Annotated in this window: 12 protein-coding genes; 5 read left to right on the forward strand and 7 right to left on the reverse strand. The window is 58.8% G+C overall.

The window, feature by feature from the left end:
- Positions 1-9: 9 nt before the first annotated feature.
- On the reverse strand, positions 10-1,644 hold the full coding sequence (locus P5540_12485; GenBank protein ID HRT65633.1) for a hypothetical protein: 1,635 nt from the start codon (positions 1,642-1,644) through the stop codon (positions 10-12).
- Positions 1,645-1,888: 244 nt separating this feature from the next.
- Here P5540_12485 and P5540_12490 point away from each other — a divergent pair, with 244 nt between their 5' ends.
- Both P5540_12490 and P5540_12495 read left to right on the forward strand, forming a co-directional pair.
- Positions 1,889-2,131: a hypothetical protein gene (locus P5540_12490; GenBank protein HRT65634.1), complete on the forward strand. Its 243-nt coding sequence runs from the start codon at positions 1,889-1,891 to the stop codon at positions 2,129-2,131.
- Positions 2,128-2,568 (forward strand): type II toxin-antitoxin system VapC family toxin, encoded by a 441-nt coding sequence (locus P5540_12495; GenBank protein ID HRT65635.1) that lies wholly within the window; start codon positions 2,128-2,130, stop codon positions 2,566-2,568. Before P5540_12490 ends, P5540_12495 begins: the two co-directional genes overlap by 4 nt.
- A gap of 35 nt (positions 2,569-2,603) precedes the next feature.
- On the opposite strand, the gene P5540_12500 is transcribed toward P5540_12495, so the two are convergent.
- The 3 genes from P5540_12500 to P5540_12510 form a co-directional block, all read right to left on the reverse strand.
- On the reverse strand, positions 2,604-3,839 hold the full coding sequence (locus P5540_12500; protein HRT65636.1) for a hypothetical protein: 1,236 nt from the start codon (positions 3,837-3,839) through the stop codon (positions 2,604-2,606).
- A 12-nt stretch (positions 3,840-3,851) separates the two neighbouring features.
- Complete coding sequence (locus P5540_12505; GenBank protein ID HRT65637.1) at positions 3,852-5,987, reverse strand: bi-domain-containing oxidoreductase; 2,136 nt, start codon at positions 5,985-5,987, stop codon at positions 3,852-3,854.
- Between the two features lie 244 nt (positions 5,988-6,231).
- On the reverse strand, positions 6,232-8,298 hold the full coding sequence (locus P5540_12510; GenBank protein HRT65638.1) for an alpha/beta fold hydrolase: 2,067 nt from the start codon (positions 8,296-8,298) through the stop codon (positions 6,232-6,234).
- A 206-nt stretch (positions 8,299-8,504) separates the two neighbouring features.
- Here P5540_12510 and P5540_12515 point away from each other — a divergent pair, with 206 nt between their 5' ends.
- Entirely contained in the window at positions 8,505-9,476 is a 972-nt protein-coding gene (locus tag P5540_12515) for a Gfo/Idh/MocA family oxidoreductase (GenBank protein ID HRT65639.1), read from the forward strand.
- 16 nt (positions 9,477-9,492) lie between these two features.
- On the opposite strand, the gene P5540_12520 is transcribed toward P5540_12515, so the two are convergent.
- From P5540_12520 to P5540_12530, 3 genes are read right to left on the reverse strand one after another with little or no spacing between them, the layout of a single operon-like run.
- Positions 9,493-11,463, reverse strand: coding sequence for a M23 family metallopeptidase (locus P5540_12520; protein HRT65640.1), 1,971 nt, complete (start codon positions 11,461-11,463; stop codon positions 9,493-9,495).
- A gap of 58 nt (positions 11,464-11,521) precedes the next feature.
- On the reverse strand, positions 11,522-12,730 hold the full coding sequence (locus tag P5540_12525) for a peptidylprolyl isomerase (GenBank protein HRT65641.1): 1,209 nt from the start codon (positions 12,728-12,730) through the stop codon (positions 11,522-11,524).
- Positions 12,727-12,981 (reverse strand): hypothetical protein, encoded by a 255-nt coding sequence (locus tag P5540_12530; GenBank protein ID HRT65642.1) that lies wholly within the window; start codon positions 12,979-12,981, stop codon positions 12,727-12,729. The genes P5540_12525 and P5540_12530 overlap by 4 nt, the downstream gene beginning before the upstream one ends.
- A 156-nt stretch (positions 12,982-13,137) precedes the next feature.
- Here P5540_12530 and P5540_12535 point away from each other — a divergent pair, with 156 nt between their 5' ends.
- Positions 13,138-14,778: an adenylate/guanylate cyclase domain-containing protein gene (locus P5540_12535; protein ID HRT65643.1), complete on the forward strand. Its 1,641-nt coding sequence runs from the start codon at positions 13,138-13,140 to the stop codon at positions 14,776-14,778.
- Between the two features lie 28 nt (positions 14,779-14,806).
- Positions 14,807-15,430, forward strand: coding sequence for a carbonic anhydrase (locus tag P5540_12540; protein HRT65644.1), 624 nt, complete (start codon positions 14,807-14,809; stop codon positions 15,428-15,430).
- Positions 15,431-15,443 lie beyond the last annotated feature (13 nt).

A 15,443-nucleotide genomic window follows, 5' to 3' on the forward strand; every position in this document is an offset into this window, starting at 1 on the left:
CCGTAACGGTTATTTTGGCCATGCTTCCTTCATGCGGCGGATCAAATCTATCGAATTCCGGTGAACGGCCGGGGCCACGTCCGGGCCGCCGCTGTTGACCTCGCCGTACTGGCCCTTTTTCGTCCCATAGGCAAATGGCGGCTTCGTATCCCATTGGCTCTTGGGAATGATATAGCCGATTTCATCGTTGGCAAGGCCAATAACCATTTTGACCTTGCCGTCCATTTCCTGGCGCAGGGGCGGCACCTCGACCGGGGCAATCGGAAAATCTTGGCCGGCCGGCGCCTCGACGCCACCTTCGCCGATCTCGACATACAGTTCGCCGGGAACCGTCAACATATCGAGATCGCCCACGCGCGCGAAATTGACTTCAGACCGCGCACAGATGCCCTCGGACGTCAAAAAAACGCCGGGATGAATCAGACCCAGCAGGATCGCATACTTGAACAGGCCGGACATCGGCGCGTAAAACGTCTTTGCCGCAATGCCGACGCGCGGATTTTCGCACTTGATCACATTCGGCCCCCGCAGGCCCTTCACCGTGAGAATGGCGAGATTCTCGCCAAGCGCCTGCGCCTTTTCCCATGAATCCTCGCGATACGTGTCCACGCCATTGCGGTGCGGCACCGTCGTGTGCAACTGCGTCATCAATCCCCCGACCATCCCCTGGAAATACAGGCACATGCCGCCGAGTCCCTCGACGCCGCCCGGATTGGAAACGCCATTTTCGACGCCATCGCGCCAATATCCGCAGAAATCCGACGTGATCAGCGGATTGCTGCCGCCGAGCGTTTCGGGATGATTGCCCCAAGAAACCATGGTCGCGATGGTTTCATCGGCGCCGTGCTTGGTAAAACGAGCACAACAGATGGTCTTGTCTATGACGATGGGCTTGCGTGAATCGTCAACGAAATCCTCCGGCTTCTCCAGGGTAATCGGCACGATGTACATGTCGGCCGGCTGAAGACCGCGCACCGCCTCCTCGACCGCCTCCTTGCAGGCCTTCTTGATCCGGTCCATGTTCTTGTGGTCGAACGCCCACGGCGTCGGGATCGGCCCGCTCCAGTTGCCCATGGTATCCGGCGTCTCGTGGTTGTGGAGACTCGAAAAAATCACGTGATCGATCTTGAGGTTCGGATCGATCATCTTCCGCATGTCAATGAATTTATCATGGAAAATACCGATGGCGTCCAGGGTCACCATGGCAATGGTCACACCGTTGTTGCGAAATGCGATGGCGCGCGCCCAGATGGGATCGTGGACACCCTTCGCGGGACGGTTGCTGCCGAACCCGGCGATCCACACCGGATCGAACTTGCCGTTGTGATTGCGGTCGTTATAGGTGTCGTTGCCGGCCACCATCTTGATCTTGCTCATCCAGCCTTCTTTCGGCTTGTACTTGTTGTCGTTGTCCACGTCGTCATACGTGTCGTATTGGGCCAGGTCCGGCGTGATGTCGCGCTTGGCGACGCCCACCTGCAGGACGCCCGCCGGTTGGTCCGCGTTTACTTTGATAAAGTCCACCTTGTAGAAACGGTGCGGACCGATCATGCGCGAACCGAAAAACAGGACGATCAACACGACCACGATACCCAGCGCAGTGATTATTTTGTGGCGGCGGATAAACGAATCTTCTGAAAACACGGGGCAACCTCCTCTGTACTACTGCCATGGCCGACATTTACTTCGGCCTCAACTTATCTGGAAAGAAGCAATCATACACGATAGACGCTTCGCGCGAAAAACCGCCGCGAATTTCTTTCCGCACATAAGACTGAACTCCGTTCATTCGGGTTTCCAGATCCAGGGATCGTCCATTGCATGGTTGCACAGTGCAACCACAATTTGTATAATATATTTGAACACTAAAGAGGCAGGAGACAAACCGATGGCCACATTGCATGTGCGGAACGTTTCAGAGGACTTGCATGCGCGACTCCATCAAATCGCGGCAGCCGAAAACCAGTCCTTGAGCGCGGAGGTCGTCCGTTTGTTGGCGGACGCCGTTGAGCAGCGAGAACGGAGATCCGGTCAGAAGCGGGTTCTGGCCGGAATGCGCCGCAGGCGTTTTGTTCCGAGCGCGGGGACGCCCGACAGTCTCACGCTGCTTCGGGAAGACCGCTCGCGATGATTCCGCCTTCTCGGTGCGTGATAGACGCAAGCGTGGGCATCAAACTGTGTGTCAAGGAATCCCTCTCCGATAGGGTGGAGTCGCTTCTTTCCAAAGAGGGCGCCGATGAAAACACCCGGCGATACGTGCCGGATCTGTTCTTTGTGGAATGTGCAAACGTTCTCTGGAAATATGTGGTGCGCTTTGGATATTCCGCCAAGGACGCCCGGCGCATCATGACGCTACTCCGGCGGCTCGATCTCATGGCCATTTCCACCGAAATGCTCCTTCCCGAAGCGCTCAATATCGCCATTGGACATTCCATTTCGGTATATGACGCATGCTATGTGGCGGCCGCCGTCGCAGTGGAGGCTCCGCTGATTACAGCGGACGAACGGCTTGTCGAATGTATGCGGGACACGGCATACCGTGTTCATTCGTTGCGGCAATTGCGCTGAAATGTTCATTCCCGTGCATGGCGCCGGATGGCGGATTAGGCCATGGCCAACACTTCCGCCAATGCCCTGTACATCCACGCAACTCCCCAGCGCATGCAGACCAAACGGGATGTGAAGAAGGGGTATTTGCGGTAATAGGTGGTCCCATCGCGCGTATTGCGCATATGCGAGTAAGCCCATTCGAGACTTCGGACAGCCCGTTCGCGGGCATCGGGAAAGCGCTTGGAAAGCATGGCGGGACACAAAATGCTTTCGGCGCAGGCATGGATGTCAACGGGATAACGTCCGTGTCCATTGATTGGCGCGCCATCCGGAGCAAACAGGCGATCGCGATAGTAAGCGTATCCGGATTCCAGTGCTCCCGCGAGTTTATCGCGAAGTGGAAGATCCAGCCCCCCCTCGACAATCCCAAGAATTTCGTACAGCGACCGGAGGACGAACCCGGTGTGGTAATGGTCCACAAGACGCAGCAGACTCTCCTCGAACGGTTCCGAAGGTTCATATTCTCCATACGGCCATGAACCATCCGGTCGCTGGCGTTCGAGGGTGAAACGCAAGGCCGGCACGACAGGATCGAGGAAACGATCCGCGCCTGTCAGCGCATGGGTCCGAACAAGATGGGCGGCGACGTGGAGGTTGGCATTGTGTACGCGGCGGCGATCGCCGGGCGTGTAGGCGAAACAGATCGTGCCGTCGTTCTGCGGCATGCGCGGAATGTCGTGAAGCAGATGGTCGGCGATGCTCGCGACCGCTTCGCGATAAACCGCATCGCCTGTTATGCGGAAGGCCAGGGCGAACGCCTCGCCCGCAATGGCCGCGACGACGGCAATCGGCGTGCCGCGCGGCGTATCAAGACCCTTGGCATGCACGTCGAACGGATATCCCCACGCCAGGCCGGCGTAACCCGGCTCGGCATGTTGGATCAACCATTGCAGGAAATACCGCGCGCGGTCGAGATGCGCGCTGCCACCCGTGGCCTCGAATCGCCGCAGACGACCCAGCGCCGCCAAGGCAAAAGTTTTCGGATTGCGTTGCGGCTGTATGCGGAGCATGGAGCGGCTCGCGTTTGGGAGCGCGTCGCTAAACAGCGACGTGGCCTTGCGCAACAGCGGATACGGTTGGGCGGCGCGAACGAGCCGGTGCTGCTTTATGTCGAACGGATCGAAACCGCACCCGTCATGCGCGTCAATATATCGTTCGAGTTGAGCGATCCACTCGTGTGAATTGCGGATTGCGGATTGCGGACTGCAGGCTGTGGAGTCATCCTTCATCCTTCATCCTTCTCAGGGATTGTGGCACTTGCGCAGGGCTTCCTGCGCAATCCAAGTGGCGCGAAGGCCGTGGCGGGCGGTTACGCTGAGTTCCCCTTCACCGCGAATGGCCTTGATGAAATTCTCGAGCAGCTCGTATTGGCCCTTATGCTCGATTTTCTGATGCGCGGCCTTTTCGGGCAGACCGCCGAAGCGAATGCCCATGAAATTGTCTATCACGATGATGGCGTTTCCGCCCGCGATTTCGATGTATTCCTTGGAAATGGACGGATGCCCGATGGCGCAGTAGACGACGGTTGCGAGCGATCCGTCCGGGAATCGCATCGTGACGCTGAGATTGTCCGAAGGAATAATCGCCTGCGTATTCGCATCAATGCGGTCGGCGCGGATATCTATCGGGTCTTGGTCGAGCAGCCAGCAGCAGAAATCGAAGAAATGCACGCCTTCGCCGACGATGCGCCCGCCGCCCTCGATGGGATCGGTCGCCCAATGGCCAACGGGCAGCGCGCCCGCATTGCATCGGTACAGGATCATCTTCGGACCGTGCATGCGTGGCAGCAGGGCCTTGGCCCGTTGGCTGAATTTCGAAAAGCGGCGGTTGAACCCGACGCTGAGCAGCACACCGGCCTTTTCGACCGCGGCGCAGACTTCCTCGCAGTCGGACACCGTAATCGCGAGCGGCTTCTCGACGAAGACATGCTTGCCGGCCTCGGCGGCGGCAATCGCCAGCGGCTTGTGCATGTTGTGCCGCGTCGCGACAATGACCGCCTGTACGCGGTCGTCGGCAAGGACTTCGCGGTAATCCGTCGTGCAATAGCGCGCGCCGTACTTTTCGGCGGCCTGTTTCGCCTTCGCGCCGGCCACGTCCACGACGGCTTCGAGCCGTGCTTCGGGCATCTTCGCCGTATTCGGCAGATGAAACGCGCTCGCAAATCCGCCCGCGCCGATCACCGCCACGCCGACCTGTTTCGTGACCGGATTTTTCGGTTTTACGAGCAGACGCCGTTCCGGCGGGGGCCCGGTTTGTTCCTGTTCGCCACCGTACGCAATCAGCGCGGCGATGGTGTTCGAATCCTTGTCGAGAATGGCCTTGTAGGCCTCCGCGGCCTCCGCGATGGGTTTGACAACGGAAATGAGGGGCTTTACGTCCACCCGTTTGTCCGCGATCATGCGCAAGAACTCGGCCATGTTGCGGCCCTCGGTCCAGCGGACGTAGCCGATGGGATAGTCCAGGCCTTTCTCCTCGTAACCGGTGTCGTAGCGGCCCGGCCCGTACGAGCAAGAAAGCCGAAAGTCGAGTTCCTTCATGTACATCGGTTCGCGGATAAGCTGCATGCCGACCGCGCCGACCACAATCACGCGCCCTTTCTGTCGGCAAAGATCCAAGGCGGACTGGGTCACGACGCTGTCCTTCGACGCCGCGCAAATGATAACCGCATCCGCGCCATAGCCCGCCGTCCACTCGTCGGCAACGGCGCTCAGTTCGCCGGGCGCGCAGGCGGCATCCGCGCCGAACCGGATCGCGAGCTCGCGGCGCGCGGCGACCGGATCGGAACCGATGACGTGGCAGCCGGCGGCTCGCGCAATCTGGACCGTAATCTGGCCGACGAGCCCCAGTCCCATGACGACGATGGTTTCGCCCAAGGTCGGCGCGGCCTGTCGCACGCCCTGCATCGCGATGGCGCCAATGGCGACGAACGCCGCTTCCTCGAAACTCACACCATCGGGAATCGGCGTCAGGAGTTGTTGCGGAACCACGTCATACTCGGCGTGGCTGGCATGGCCGACACCCGCGCATGCGACACGGTCGCCCGAGCGATAACCCTGGAGGCCGTCACCGCACTCGATGATCGTGCCCGCGGCGCTGTAACCCGGCGTCTGGAACTCGAACAGTTTGTTGCGGACGATGTCCAGAGTGCCTTTCAAGCCAATCGTCGCAAGTTTGCGTTTGACCTTCTCGATATTGAGCGGATCCTTGGCCTTCTTCATCGCGTAGGATGCGACGCCGCCTTCGGACACGAACGACGATTCCGTGCCGGAACTGATCATCGAACAATGGACGCGCACCAGCGCCGAACCTGCCGGCGCCGTCGGAACCGGTAGTTCATGCACCTCGACCTTGCCGCCGCGCACAAGTACTTGTTTCATGCATACGGATTCCCGTGTTGAACGATAAATTGATTCTTATGATACGGTCCTGTCCTGAAAGGCGCAAGTCGCAACAACAGGCGCGGTGAAAATCAATACTTCTGAATAAATTGAGCACATCATCCTTGCCCGAATTACTTCACAAAAACTCAACGCAAAGACGATTGAATCCCGCGACGTGTTTGATCTTTCTTTTCAACATGGCGACGTTGCGCCTGTGTTTTTTTGACCGTCATTTGAATACTTATTCTTTGCGCAGGGCCTGCGACAGGAACAACGCAACGTGCTCGAAGACCTCGCGGCTTCCTTCGCCATTGACGATGCCGTGACGGTCGCGTTCGAGGATGTACAGCGTCTTTCGGGTCGTGCCGATTTTGTCGAAGACGGCAGGGCCGCTATCGGGATGGACGATGGGATCGCGCGATCCCTGAATAACGAGAGCGGGTGAAGAAATTTTTTTCAGCGAATCCGCCATGATGTTCATGGCTGTGGTGAGTTCGGCAACGGTGGCGACCGGATTGGTGGTGTAGTTGATGTGCCGGTTTTCGGGGTGATTCTCGACATATTCCCAACGGAACCGGTTCCAATGAAACCGTTTCATCCACGCATTCATCTTCACGATGGAAGGGGCGTATTTTGCGGATGAATTGCGCAGATGCAGGGGCGCGTCAATGGCAAACACGGCGCTTGTGGTTTCCGGGCGTCGCGCGGCGGTCAGGAGCGCCATGCCGGCGCCCATTGAAAACCCGCCGACCACGACCCGGTCGCTGAGGGTGGCGGCGATGGCACATGCCCGTTCGATCGAGGCATACCAGTCGTGCCAAGTTGTCGTGGCGAGGTCCGCGGGGGACGTGCCGTGGCCCTTCATGCGCACAGCATAAACGGCATAACCTTTGCCGCGCAGAAACTCGGCCATCGCGCGCAATTCAAGCGGCGCGGCCATATACCCGTGAATCAGCACGATGGCCGCCTTGGCCGGCCGCCACGGACGCAGCAGAAACGGACGCCCCACCTCGATGGGTTTGGTGACCCCGTCCTCGTAGGTTGCCGCATAGTCGCGTTCAAACGAACGCTGGTCCTCACTGGTTAAAAGCAGGCGAACCTCGCGCCGGACCAGTGCGTTGGGAGTCCATGCGGCATGACGCATCAGGCGGACAATCGCCGGCATGGGATCAATGGTCTCGAAATAGGGCGCCAACGCCTGGTCGGCAAAGACGGGCACTTCTTTTACACGCCGGTACAACCCGTTTTCCACCCGAAGAAGACCCCGTTCGACACAACCCGCCATGAAGGCTTCGTATTGCGGCGATGCAATGCCCCGGATAATGGCATCGAACGTTGTGCGGTAGTCGCCATGAAGAGGCCCAGCGGTTTCCGCCTCGGCCCGCATCGCGCAAAGATACGCGCGGAGGCGGAACGCGCGATCGGTAAACGTGGATCGCCATTCGCTCCGCAGCAGACCGGCCAGAATATGCAGCGGATGCAACATGGCCAGCAGATGGACATCGGCATCGTAGCGGCGTTTGATCCGGCGCGCCGTCTCGGACACCAAAGACTGCGGATCCGATTCCATGGCGTCGAAACGCAGGATGCCGCCCGTAAAGACCTCGTTCCATTCCGGCGTTCCAATGAAGGATTCCACATCTATAGGCAGGCCAAGCGTCAAATGAATCTCCGCGTCGGCCCCCAAAACCGTACCCGAAACCGGCAAATCGCCCAAATCCGCCCCGTTCCCTTTGCGGGCCACGGCCGCGCCTAGCCACACGAAAAGTTCCGTTACGCCGTGTGGCGGATAATAACTGACATTCACGGGTACGATAACCGTCTGTCGTTTTGCATCCGCGTCGCCTTCCGAAGTCCCTTCGCGCATCGCAAGACGCCGCAAGAACGCCGCGCGCAATGCCAGCATCGCCGGCTCGGTGTGCGCCACGGGCACGTGCGGCGTGCCGTTCTTTCCGGATGTGTCCCGCATCAGCGAAAGCCATAATCCCCCTCCGTTCAACAGGGACGGCACTATATCCTCGTCTCGGTCGGGACGGGGAGAAAGCGTGATGGCGTGGGACTGCAAATACGCGCCGATGCGGCCCACCAGCAAGCGATCCTCGGCCAAAACGCCCACCGAACGCTTCAAATGCTTTTGAAAAAGAAAGGGAATCAGCAAAGACTCGAGCCTTCCCTGCCGATTGGACACGAGGATTGCATCTTGTTCCGGACGAAGCGCCTCGCGCTGATGGATATGCACCGCTGCGCGGACTATCTTGTCCCCGGTATTCTTGAGCCATTCTGTCGAATGCAACGCCACAAGCGCCATGCGTCTGTTACTCCCTGAGGACGCTATTGTAACGAAATTTGAACCGGCCGGTGCAAATGGATTTCCTTTTCCGGCTCGGATCTGCCAGAATGGGTGCATCGGTTTCAGAATGCGTCAGGACAGGCGGGCAGGTCTGTCGTCGCGGGAACGGAAAAGTTGCGATACAACACAGACTGGATAAGCTGTCGAAGAGGAGGAGATTGGACATGCGCAAGGTATGGGTGGCGATATTCTGCATGACCACGGTCAGTTTCGCGGCAAGCGCGGGCGACTTGCGGGTGGGCATGATCGGACTGGACACCTCGCACGTGCCGGCGTTTGCGAAGTTACTCAATAACGCGGACGATCCGCAACATGTGCCCGGCGCGAAGGTCGTGGCCGCTTTCAAAGGCGGAAGTCCGGATCTGGAAGCAAGCGCCTCGCGCGTGGACGGTTTCACGAAAGAATTGCAGGAAAAATGGAACGTTGTTATCTATGATTCAATCGAGGAAATGTGCAAGCACGTGGATGCGGTCATGCTTGAAAGCGTGGACGGGCGCCCACACCTTGAGCAGGCCAAGCCGGTCATCAAGGCCGGCAAGCCGCTATTCATTGACAAGCCGATGGCGGGTTCGCTGCGCGACGTCATCGAGATTTTCCGCCTTGCACGGGAAGCGAACGTCCCGGTGTTCAGCGCTTCGTCCTACCGGTTTTATGAATCGCTGACTGAAACCCTGAAAAAGGATATCGGGGGCATTCGCAGTTGCATTTCCATCGGCCCGTGTCATCTCGAGGCGACCCATCCCGACCTGTTCTGGTACGGCGTCCACCCGACGGAAGCGCTGTTCACCGTCATGGGCGCGGGCTGCGAAACGGTCGTTCGCACGACAACCCCCGACACCGATGTCGTCACCGGCACGTGGAAGGACGGACGGGTCGGCGTCTTGTACGGCATCCGCACCAGCGGCACACCCCACAAAGTGATTATTTTCGGCGAAAAGGGCGTTGCGGAACAGGAAAACTCCGGGGATTACGCCCCGATGATCGTCGAGGTGGTCAAATTCTTCCAAACGGGCGTGGCGCCCGTATCCGCGGAAGAAACGACGAACATGTTCGCTTTCATGGAAGCGGCCGATGAAAGCAAGCGCCAAGGCGGCATGCCCGTCAAAATTGCCGATGTAATGGCCAAGGCGAAATAATTCCGAAACCAGCCGGTTATCTTTTCGTTATTCCGGTTTCGCGGCGTTTTGAGGATTTCGGTTGAACCGTTTTGCCTTTCTTGGGCGGTTCTTCAGACGGACTGGATCCTGAAACGGTCGTTTGATTGCCCGCCTTGTCGGTGATTTGCAGCGAAAATGCCCTTGGCCCTTCCGGCAGGTCTTCATCCTGCTCCCATGTGATGACGTTTCGGGCCGGATCGTACTCACTGAGCAGCCACTTTCCATTACAGGTCAAGCGCCATTCGGCGATTCCGCTGCCGGTTTCATGTGCTTCACAACGGATCTTGGGCCGTTTGCCGGTTCCCGACACTTGAATCGTCCCCAGTATTGGCGGTTTATTGTCCTCCATCAGGGCGTAAACGCCCAACATGCGCGCATCCATCGCGAAGATTCCCGGTTCGCTGCAACACGACCATCGCGATCCGGTGTCGCGATAAACTGACACGCGCCCGGGCATCCTGTTGCCTTCCGGACTTGGAAAAGCCAGCCGGATCGCGCGGTCAACCGGCATGGCCGCGGGCCAGAGGCGAAGCGGCTCGCCGCAGAGGGGCAAAGGCGAAGCACTGTGCTGTTTCGCGGGAAATGCGCGCAGATACATCGTGCCATAGGGCGAATCCGGCTTCACGGCGATGGACGTCTCCCCCGCGCTTATGACGCGTTCCGGATCGCCGCGACGGAAAACATGGATGCGCTGTTCGAACGGCGGTATGCGTTCATGCGCGACCCGAACAACAATTTCGCACGACTCTTCGTCCGGGGCAATCGCCACGCGGAACCGCTTGGCGTCAATGCGGCGAAACGACTGCCCGGATCCGCCAAGGGTCCCTTCCGTGAAAAGGCGGGGCGCATCCGGTTCCGGCTCCGTAAACACCGCCGAGACCACAAGCCATGTGTTGACGCATTCGATGTCAATCTTCCCCTTGCCCGTCTTGCCGGAGACGGGGGCAGACGCTTCTTCGGCACGATCCGGTTCGAGAAGGAAACGAACGGCCGCCGCATTGCCGTCCACGTCGGACGATTCCATCACGACCTCGACGGACCGGTCCGGCACATCGAACCACCCGTCGCGCTCCGTTTGCCGGAAAATATCGCAAACGTTGCCCGGCCAGCGCCATTGCAGCAGAAAGGCGCCTTCACTCATTAGAAATGGATAATAGGAGACCCACTCGTTCTGACGATCGTCGTAGGAAAACCGGTCGAACTGAATTCGGAAAAGTTCCACCCCGTCAACGGTCGTTGCAATGCGGTAGACGCCGAGGCGGCTGTTGCCATTGTTCGCCGGATCAATGGTGTCGAGTCCAAAAACAACACGTCCCGAAGCCTTCACAGGACCGCAGACATAACTGCCGTCATCGGTCCGCCGGACCTTCAGAATCGCCGGAAGAAAATCCCCGTTGACCGTCGAGGCTGATGTTCCGGGCACGACGAGAACGGCCCGGATGGTGGGAGGCGTGACGTCGGGCCATTGGACGCCGCAACCGCGTGGATTCACGGGCCGGTTGTCCGCATCGCGGATTTCGTAATGGAGATGCGGATCCACGGTGCCCGTGCTGCCGCTGAACGCCACGTGCTCGCCTTTTTTTATCTGAAAGCGCGAGGGATCCGGCGTCAATTCGACGGTATACCGCTCGCGGGCATGTTGTTCCGCACGCACGTATTCCGCAATGCCGGGCGCAAAACCGTCGAGATGGCCCAGAACCGCCACATGACCATCGGCCAATTGCAGGTAGAGCGCGCGGCCATATCCCCACGGGGAGCATGTCACGCGCATGACATATCCGTCGGCAGGCGCATGAACGGGCCGTCCATTCTGTCCGGTCATCAGATCAATCCCCGCGTGGAAACGTCCGCCCCGATATTCACCAAATGTGCCCGTCACCGCGCGCGGCAGTTCCAGCGGCCATGCATAGGGTTCCTCATGGGCGGACACGGTCGCGGACATGAGCAACACCACCGCAGCAATCATAAACGCAATAAGGCCTTTCAATCCCAAACGTCCAATGGCTTCGGAAGGATACCGTCCCTCAGCGCTTGACGGGTTTCTGTGCCGGCGATTTGGGCTTTGTTGCGGCATCGGACGGTTTGGATGCCGAGCGGTTACTGTTTTGTTGCGGATCGGCTTCCTTTTGATTTTTGTCAAGCAATAGCCCTTCGAGGCCGGGTGTGGTCGCTATGGTCTTTTCCAGTTGCAGATAGACTTCCACCGCGCCGGGCGCATCGAACGTCGGTTTGCAAAACTCGATGACCGCCTTGTCGCCCTCTTGCGCCATGAGCAGCGATCGGATAAAGGAAGACGCCTTTTCGGGATCCGCGTCGCTCGCGGCCACCATTTCCACCAGCCGGATGAAATGAAACCCATATTCACTTTCCAGTATGCCGCTAACATCGCCCGGACGCATCGAGGCGGCAGCCTTGACATAGATGGGCGGTAACTGCGTAACGGGAAGAATGCCCATGTCGCCCCCCTTGGAGGCATCCGGCGCATCCGACATGGCTTTCGCAACGGCGGCAAAACTTTCCCCGGCCTGAACCCGTTTGAGGGCCTGCTCGATTTTCTGGCGGGCTTGCTCTTTTTTCTTCGGATCGTCCGGATCGCGTGGTCCCTTTCGGGCCGCAACGAAAATCTGTTCGACATGGAGCCGTTCCGGCTGCTTGAACTCCTCTTTGTTCTTTTCGTAAAACGCGGCCACGTCCGCGTCGCTCACGGTTATCTTCTTTTCGGCGATAATTCGATCGCGCATTTTCCGGACCAGCAACGACCTGCGCAGTTCAGCCCGCGATTCCTCCCGCGTTTTCCCCGCCTTTTTCAAAATATCTTCCTCGGAAAGATCCTTGTCCCCCGCCTTTTCGACGCTTTTTTCCAGCCGGGTCATGGCTTCTTTCCATTGTTCATCGAGTTCCTTTTCGGAAACGGTCAGTTTGCGCTTGACCGCCTCCTGGTAAAGGATCTCGTGCTGAAGCAGCGTGCGAAGACTGTGCAGCGCCGTTTCCATGCGCAGGCGATCATCCACATTTTTGGAACCAAGCCGGCTGGTCACGGCCAATAGTTCAGTTTGATACAGGGTAATAAATTCTTCTTTCGGGATGTTTTGGCCGTTGACTTTGGCGATGGGGCCGTCCGGCACCGATCGAAGCACCAAATCCAGGTTCTGAAGATCCGGCGCCTGACCCCAAGCAAACATCGTAGCCGCCAACAAGCCGGCCCATAAGCATCCTGTAACCGTTTTTTTCACGCTTCTTCTCCTTTTTCCCGGGCGGCTTCCGCGGCACGGGCGCGGCGCTCTTCCTCCAAGCGCCGTTGTTCCTCGCGCGCCAAACGATCACCGACGCCGCGAAGATAACGCGCGCAAAGAAATGTCGCGGCATACGCCACCAGCGCGGTCAGCCCCACGCGAACGGCCACGGTAAAGCCGTCCAGTTGGCGCCAAAATCCCAACGCCATTGCAAGTGTGCCGAAAAACGCGGCCGACCCGAACCCCATCATGTCCGGGTCCAGAAGCATCCGGCGGTATCGGTGTCGAAGATGTTGTTGCGGCATGTGGAAATGCTAACACATCGAAGCCAATGGAGAAAAACGAATATCCGCGGCATTGAAGCCATATGATCGCCCTGTTATGATAATTGCCAGGAGCGAAAACGCATGCCGCAGGTGATTGTTGAGCAGCCGAATATGCCGCCCATGACCATTCCGTTGTCGGGCGATGAAACGCGTTTTGGCCGGGCCGAAGACAACGATGTCGTTCTTGTGGCGGACGAGGTTTCGCGCCACCACGCCGTGTTGCGCCGGCACGGCGCCAAAATGCTGCTCCGCGATTTGAACAGCCTCAACGGCACCTATGTCAACCGGCAGCGCATTGTCGAACGGGTCTTGTCGCACATGGACGAAATCTGGTTCGGCGGAAAATGCCGGCTCGTGTACCGCGACGACACCATGTTCGGAAGCGCTTCTTCGTCCGGCCTGACCGAGTCGAAACTCATCAATGACGTGAACAAAATCCGCGCGGAACTCGACCGGGCCGGCAACAATCTAACGCTGATTGCGGAGAGCGGCCGGACGCCGTTGCCCGAGGCCACGTTGGCCGGCGCCGTCCTGCCCACGCCGGACGATTTGATTACGATGGGCCGCGCGTACCGGCGGTTGTCCGCCTTGTACCGCGCCAGCAAATTGATCGCATCCGATTTCGACTTGTCCAAACGCTTGTCCGACGTGCTTGACACGGCCATCGAGGTGATGGGCGCGGATCGCGGCTTTATTCTGTTGCACGACGAAACGGCCAAACGCCTTCGGGTAAGCGTTGCGCGCGAGATGGGCCAGGAACTGGCGGCCAGTTCGCCGAGCATGGGCATCGCGGGGACATCCGCCATAGACGGCGTGCCCGTGCTGATGGGCAGTTCAATAGACGACTCCGAGTTCGGTATGCGCGAGAGCATCATCAGGCAGCGCATCACCAGCGCGATGGCCGTCCCGTTGCGCATCGAGGATCGCATACTCGGTTCTATTTACGTGGATTCGCGCAAGCCCAATGTAACCTTCAACGAGGAAGACCTCGAACTCTTTGTTTCGCTGGCCACCCAACTCGCCATGGCGATTGATAATGTGCGCCTGTACGAACGCATGCTGGCCGCCGAGAAAAAACGATCCAATCTCAGCCGATTTCTTTCGCCCGCCATCGTTGACGAAATCATGAAAGAGGATTCGGTGCTCGAACTCGGCGGGCAAAAACGCATGGTCACCACGCTCTTTTGCGACATCCGGGGATTCACGCCCATCGCCGAACGCATACCAGCGCGCCTCATGGTGGATCTGCTCAACGAGCATTTCACCGCGATGACCGAAATCGTTTTTACGCACCAGGGAACCCTTGACAAGTATATTGGCGATGAAATCATGGCGGTGTTCGGCGCGCCGCTTTCCACCGATGACGATGCCGGTCGCGCCGTTCGCGCGGCCATCGCCATCCAGCAACAAAACGCCAAACTCAACGAACAACGCGCCGCGGACGGCCGCCCGATTTTCCATCTTGGCATCGGGATCAACTCCGGCGAGGTCATCGCGGGCTATATAGGATCCCCCATGCGCATGGAGTTCACGGTCGTCGGGGATCATGTCAACACCGCGCGCCGCTTGTGTGACTTGGCCAAGCCTGGACAAATTATCGTTGGCGGTTCAACCCACGAATTGATCAAGGATCGTGTGGAATCGCGCGCCATCGGCAGTGTCGCGCTTGAAGGCAAGGCGAATCCCGTAAACGCCTTCGAAATCATAGGGCTGAAAGAGTAACGGAATGGGCAAGGCACAGGAGAATTTTATGGCAGGGCGTGAGGCAGCATCCGGCATGCTGACTCCGGAAGACGTAATCGCTTTCTTGAAAGCGGGCAACGCCCGTTTTGCGGAAGACCGGCGAACACATCTACGCGCAGACAAGGATCGCCGCCGCGAAACGGCCGAAGGTGGACAACGCCCGCTTGCCACGGTATTGAGTTGCTCCGATTCACGCGTGCCCGTCGAACTTCTTTTTGATCAGGGCATCGGCGATCTATTCGTCATCCGCGTGCCGGGCAACGTATGCAACGATGATGAGATCGGAGCCATCGAGTACGGCGTGGGCCATCTTCATACAACGCTCTGCCTCGTCCTAGGTCACACGAAATGCGGGGCGGTAACGGCGGTGGTCGAGCAGAATCACCTCCAGGGGGCTCTGGCCCGACTGGTCGCTAGCATTGGGGAATCAGCCGACGTGGTCAGGCGGGAAACACCGCAACACCAAAGCAAGGATCTTGTCGAAGCCGTGGCGCGCGCCAACGTGCGTGGGACAATGGCCCGGTTGATTGCCGGCAGTTCAATCGTGCGCGAGGCCGTGGACCGCGGCAACGTCAAAATTGTCGGCGCCATGTACGACATCGAGACGGGTGTCGTTTCCTGGATGGACTGAGTTTCGCGCAATA

This window comes from Candidatus Hydrogenedentota bacterium (assembly GCA_035450225.1).
GTDB lineage: Bacteria > Hydrogenedentota > Hydrogenedentia > Hydrogenedentales > SLHB01 > DSVR01.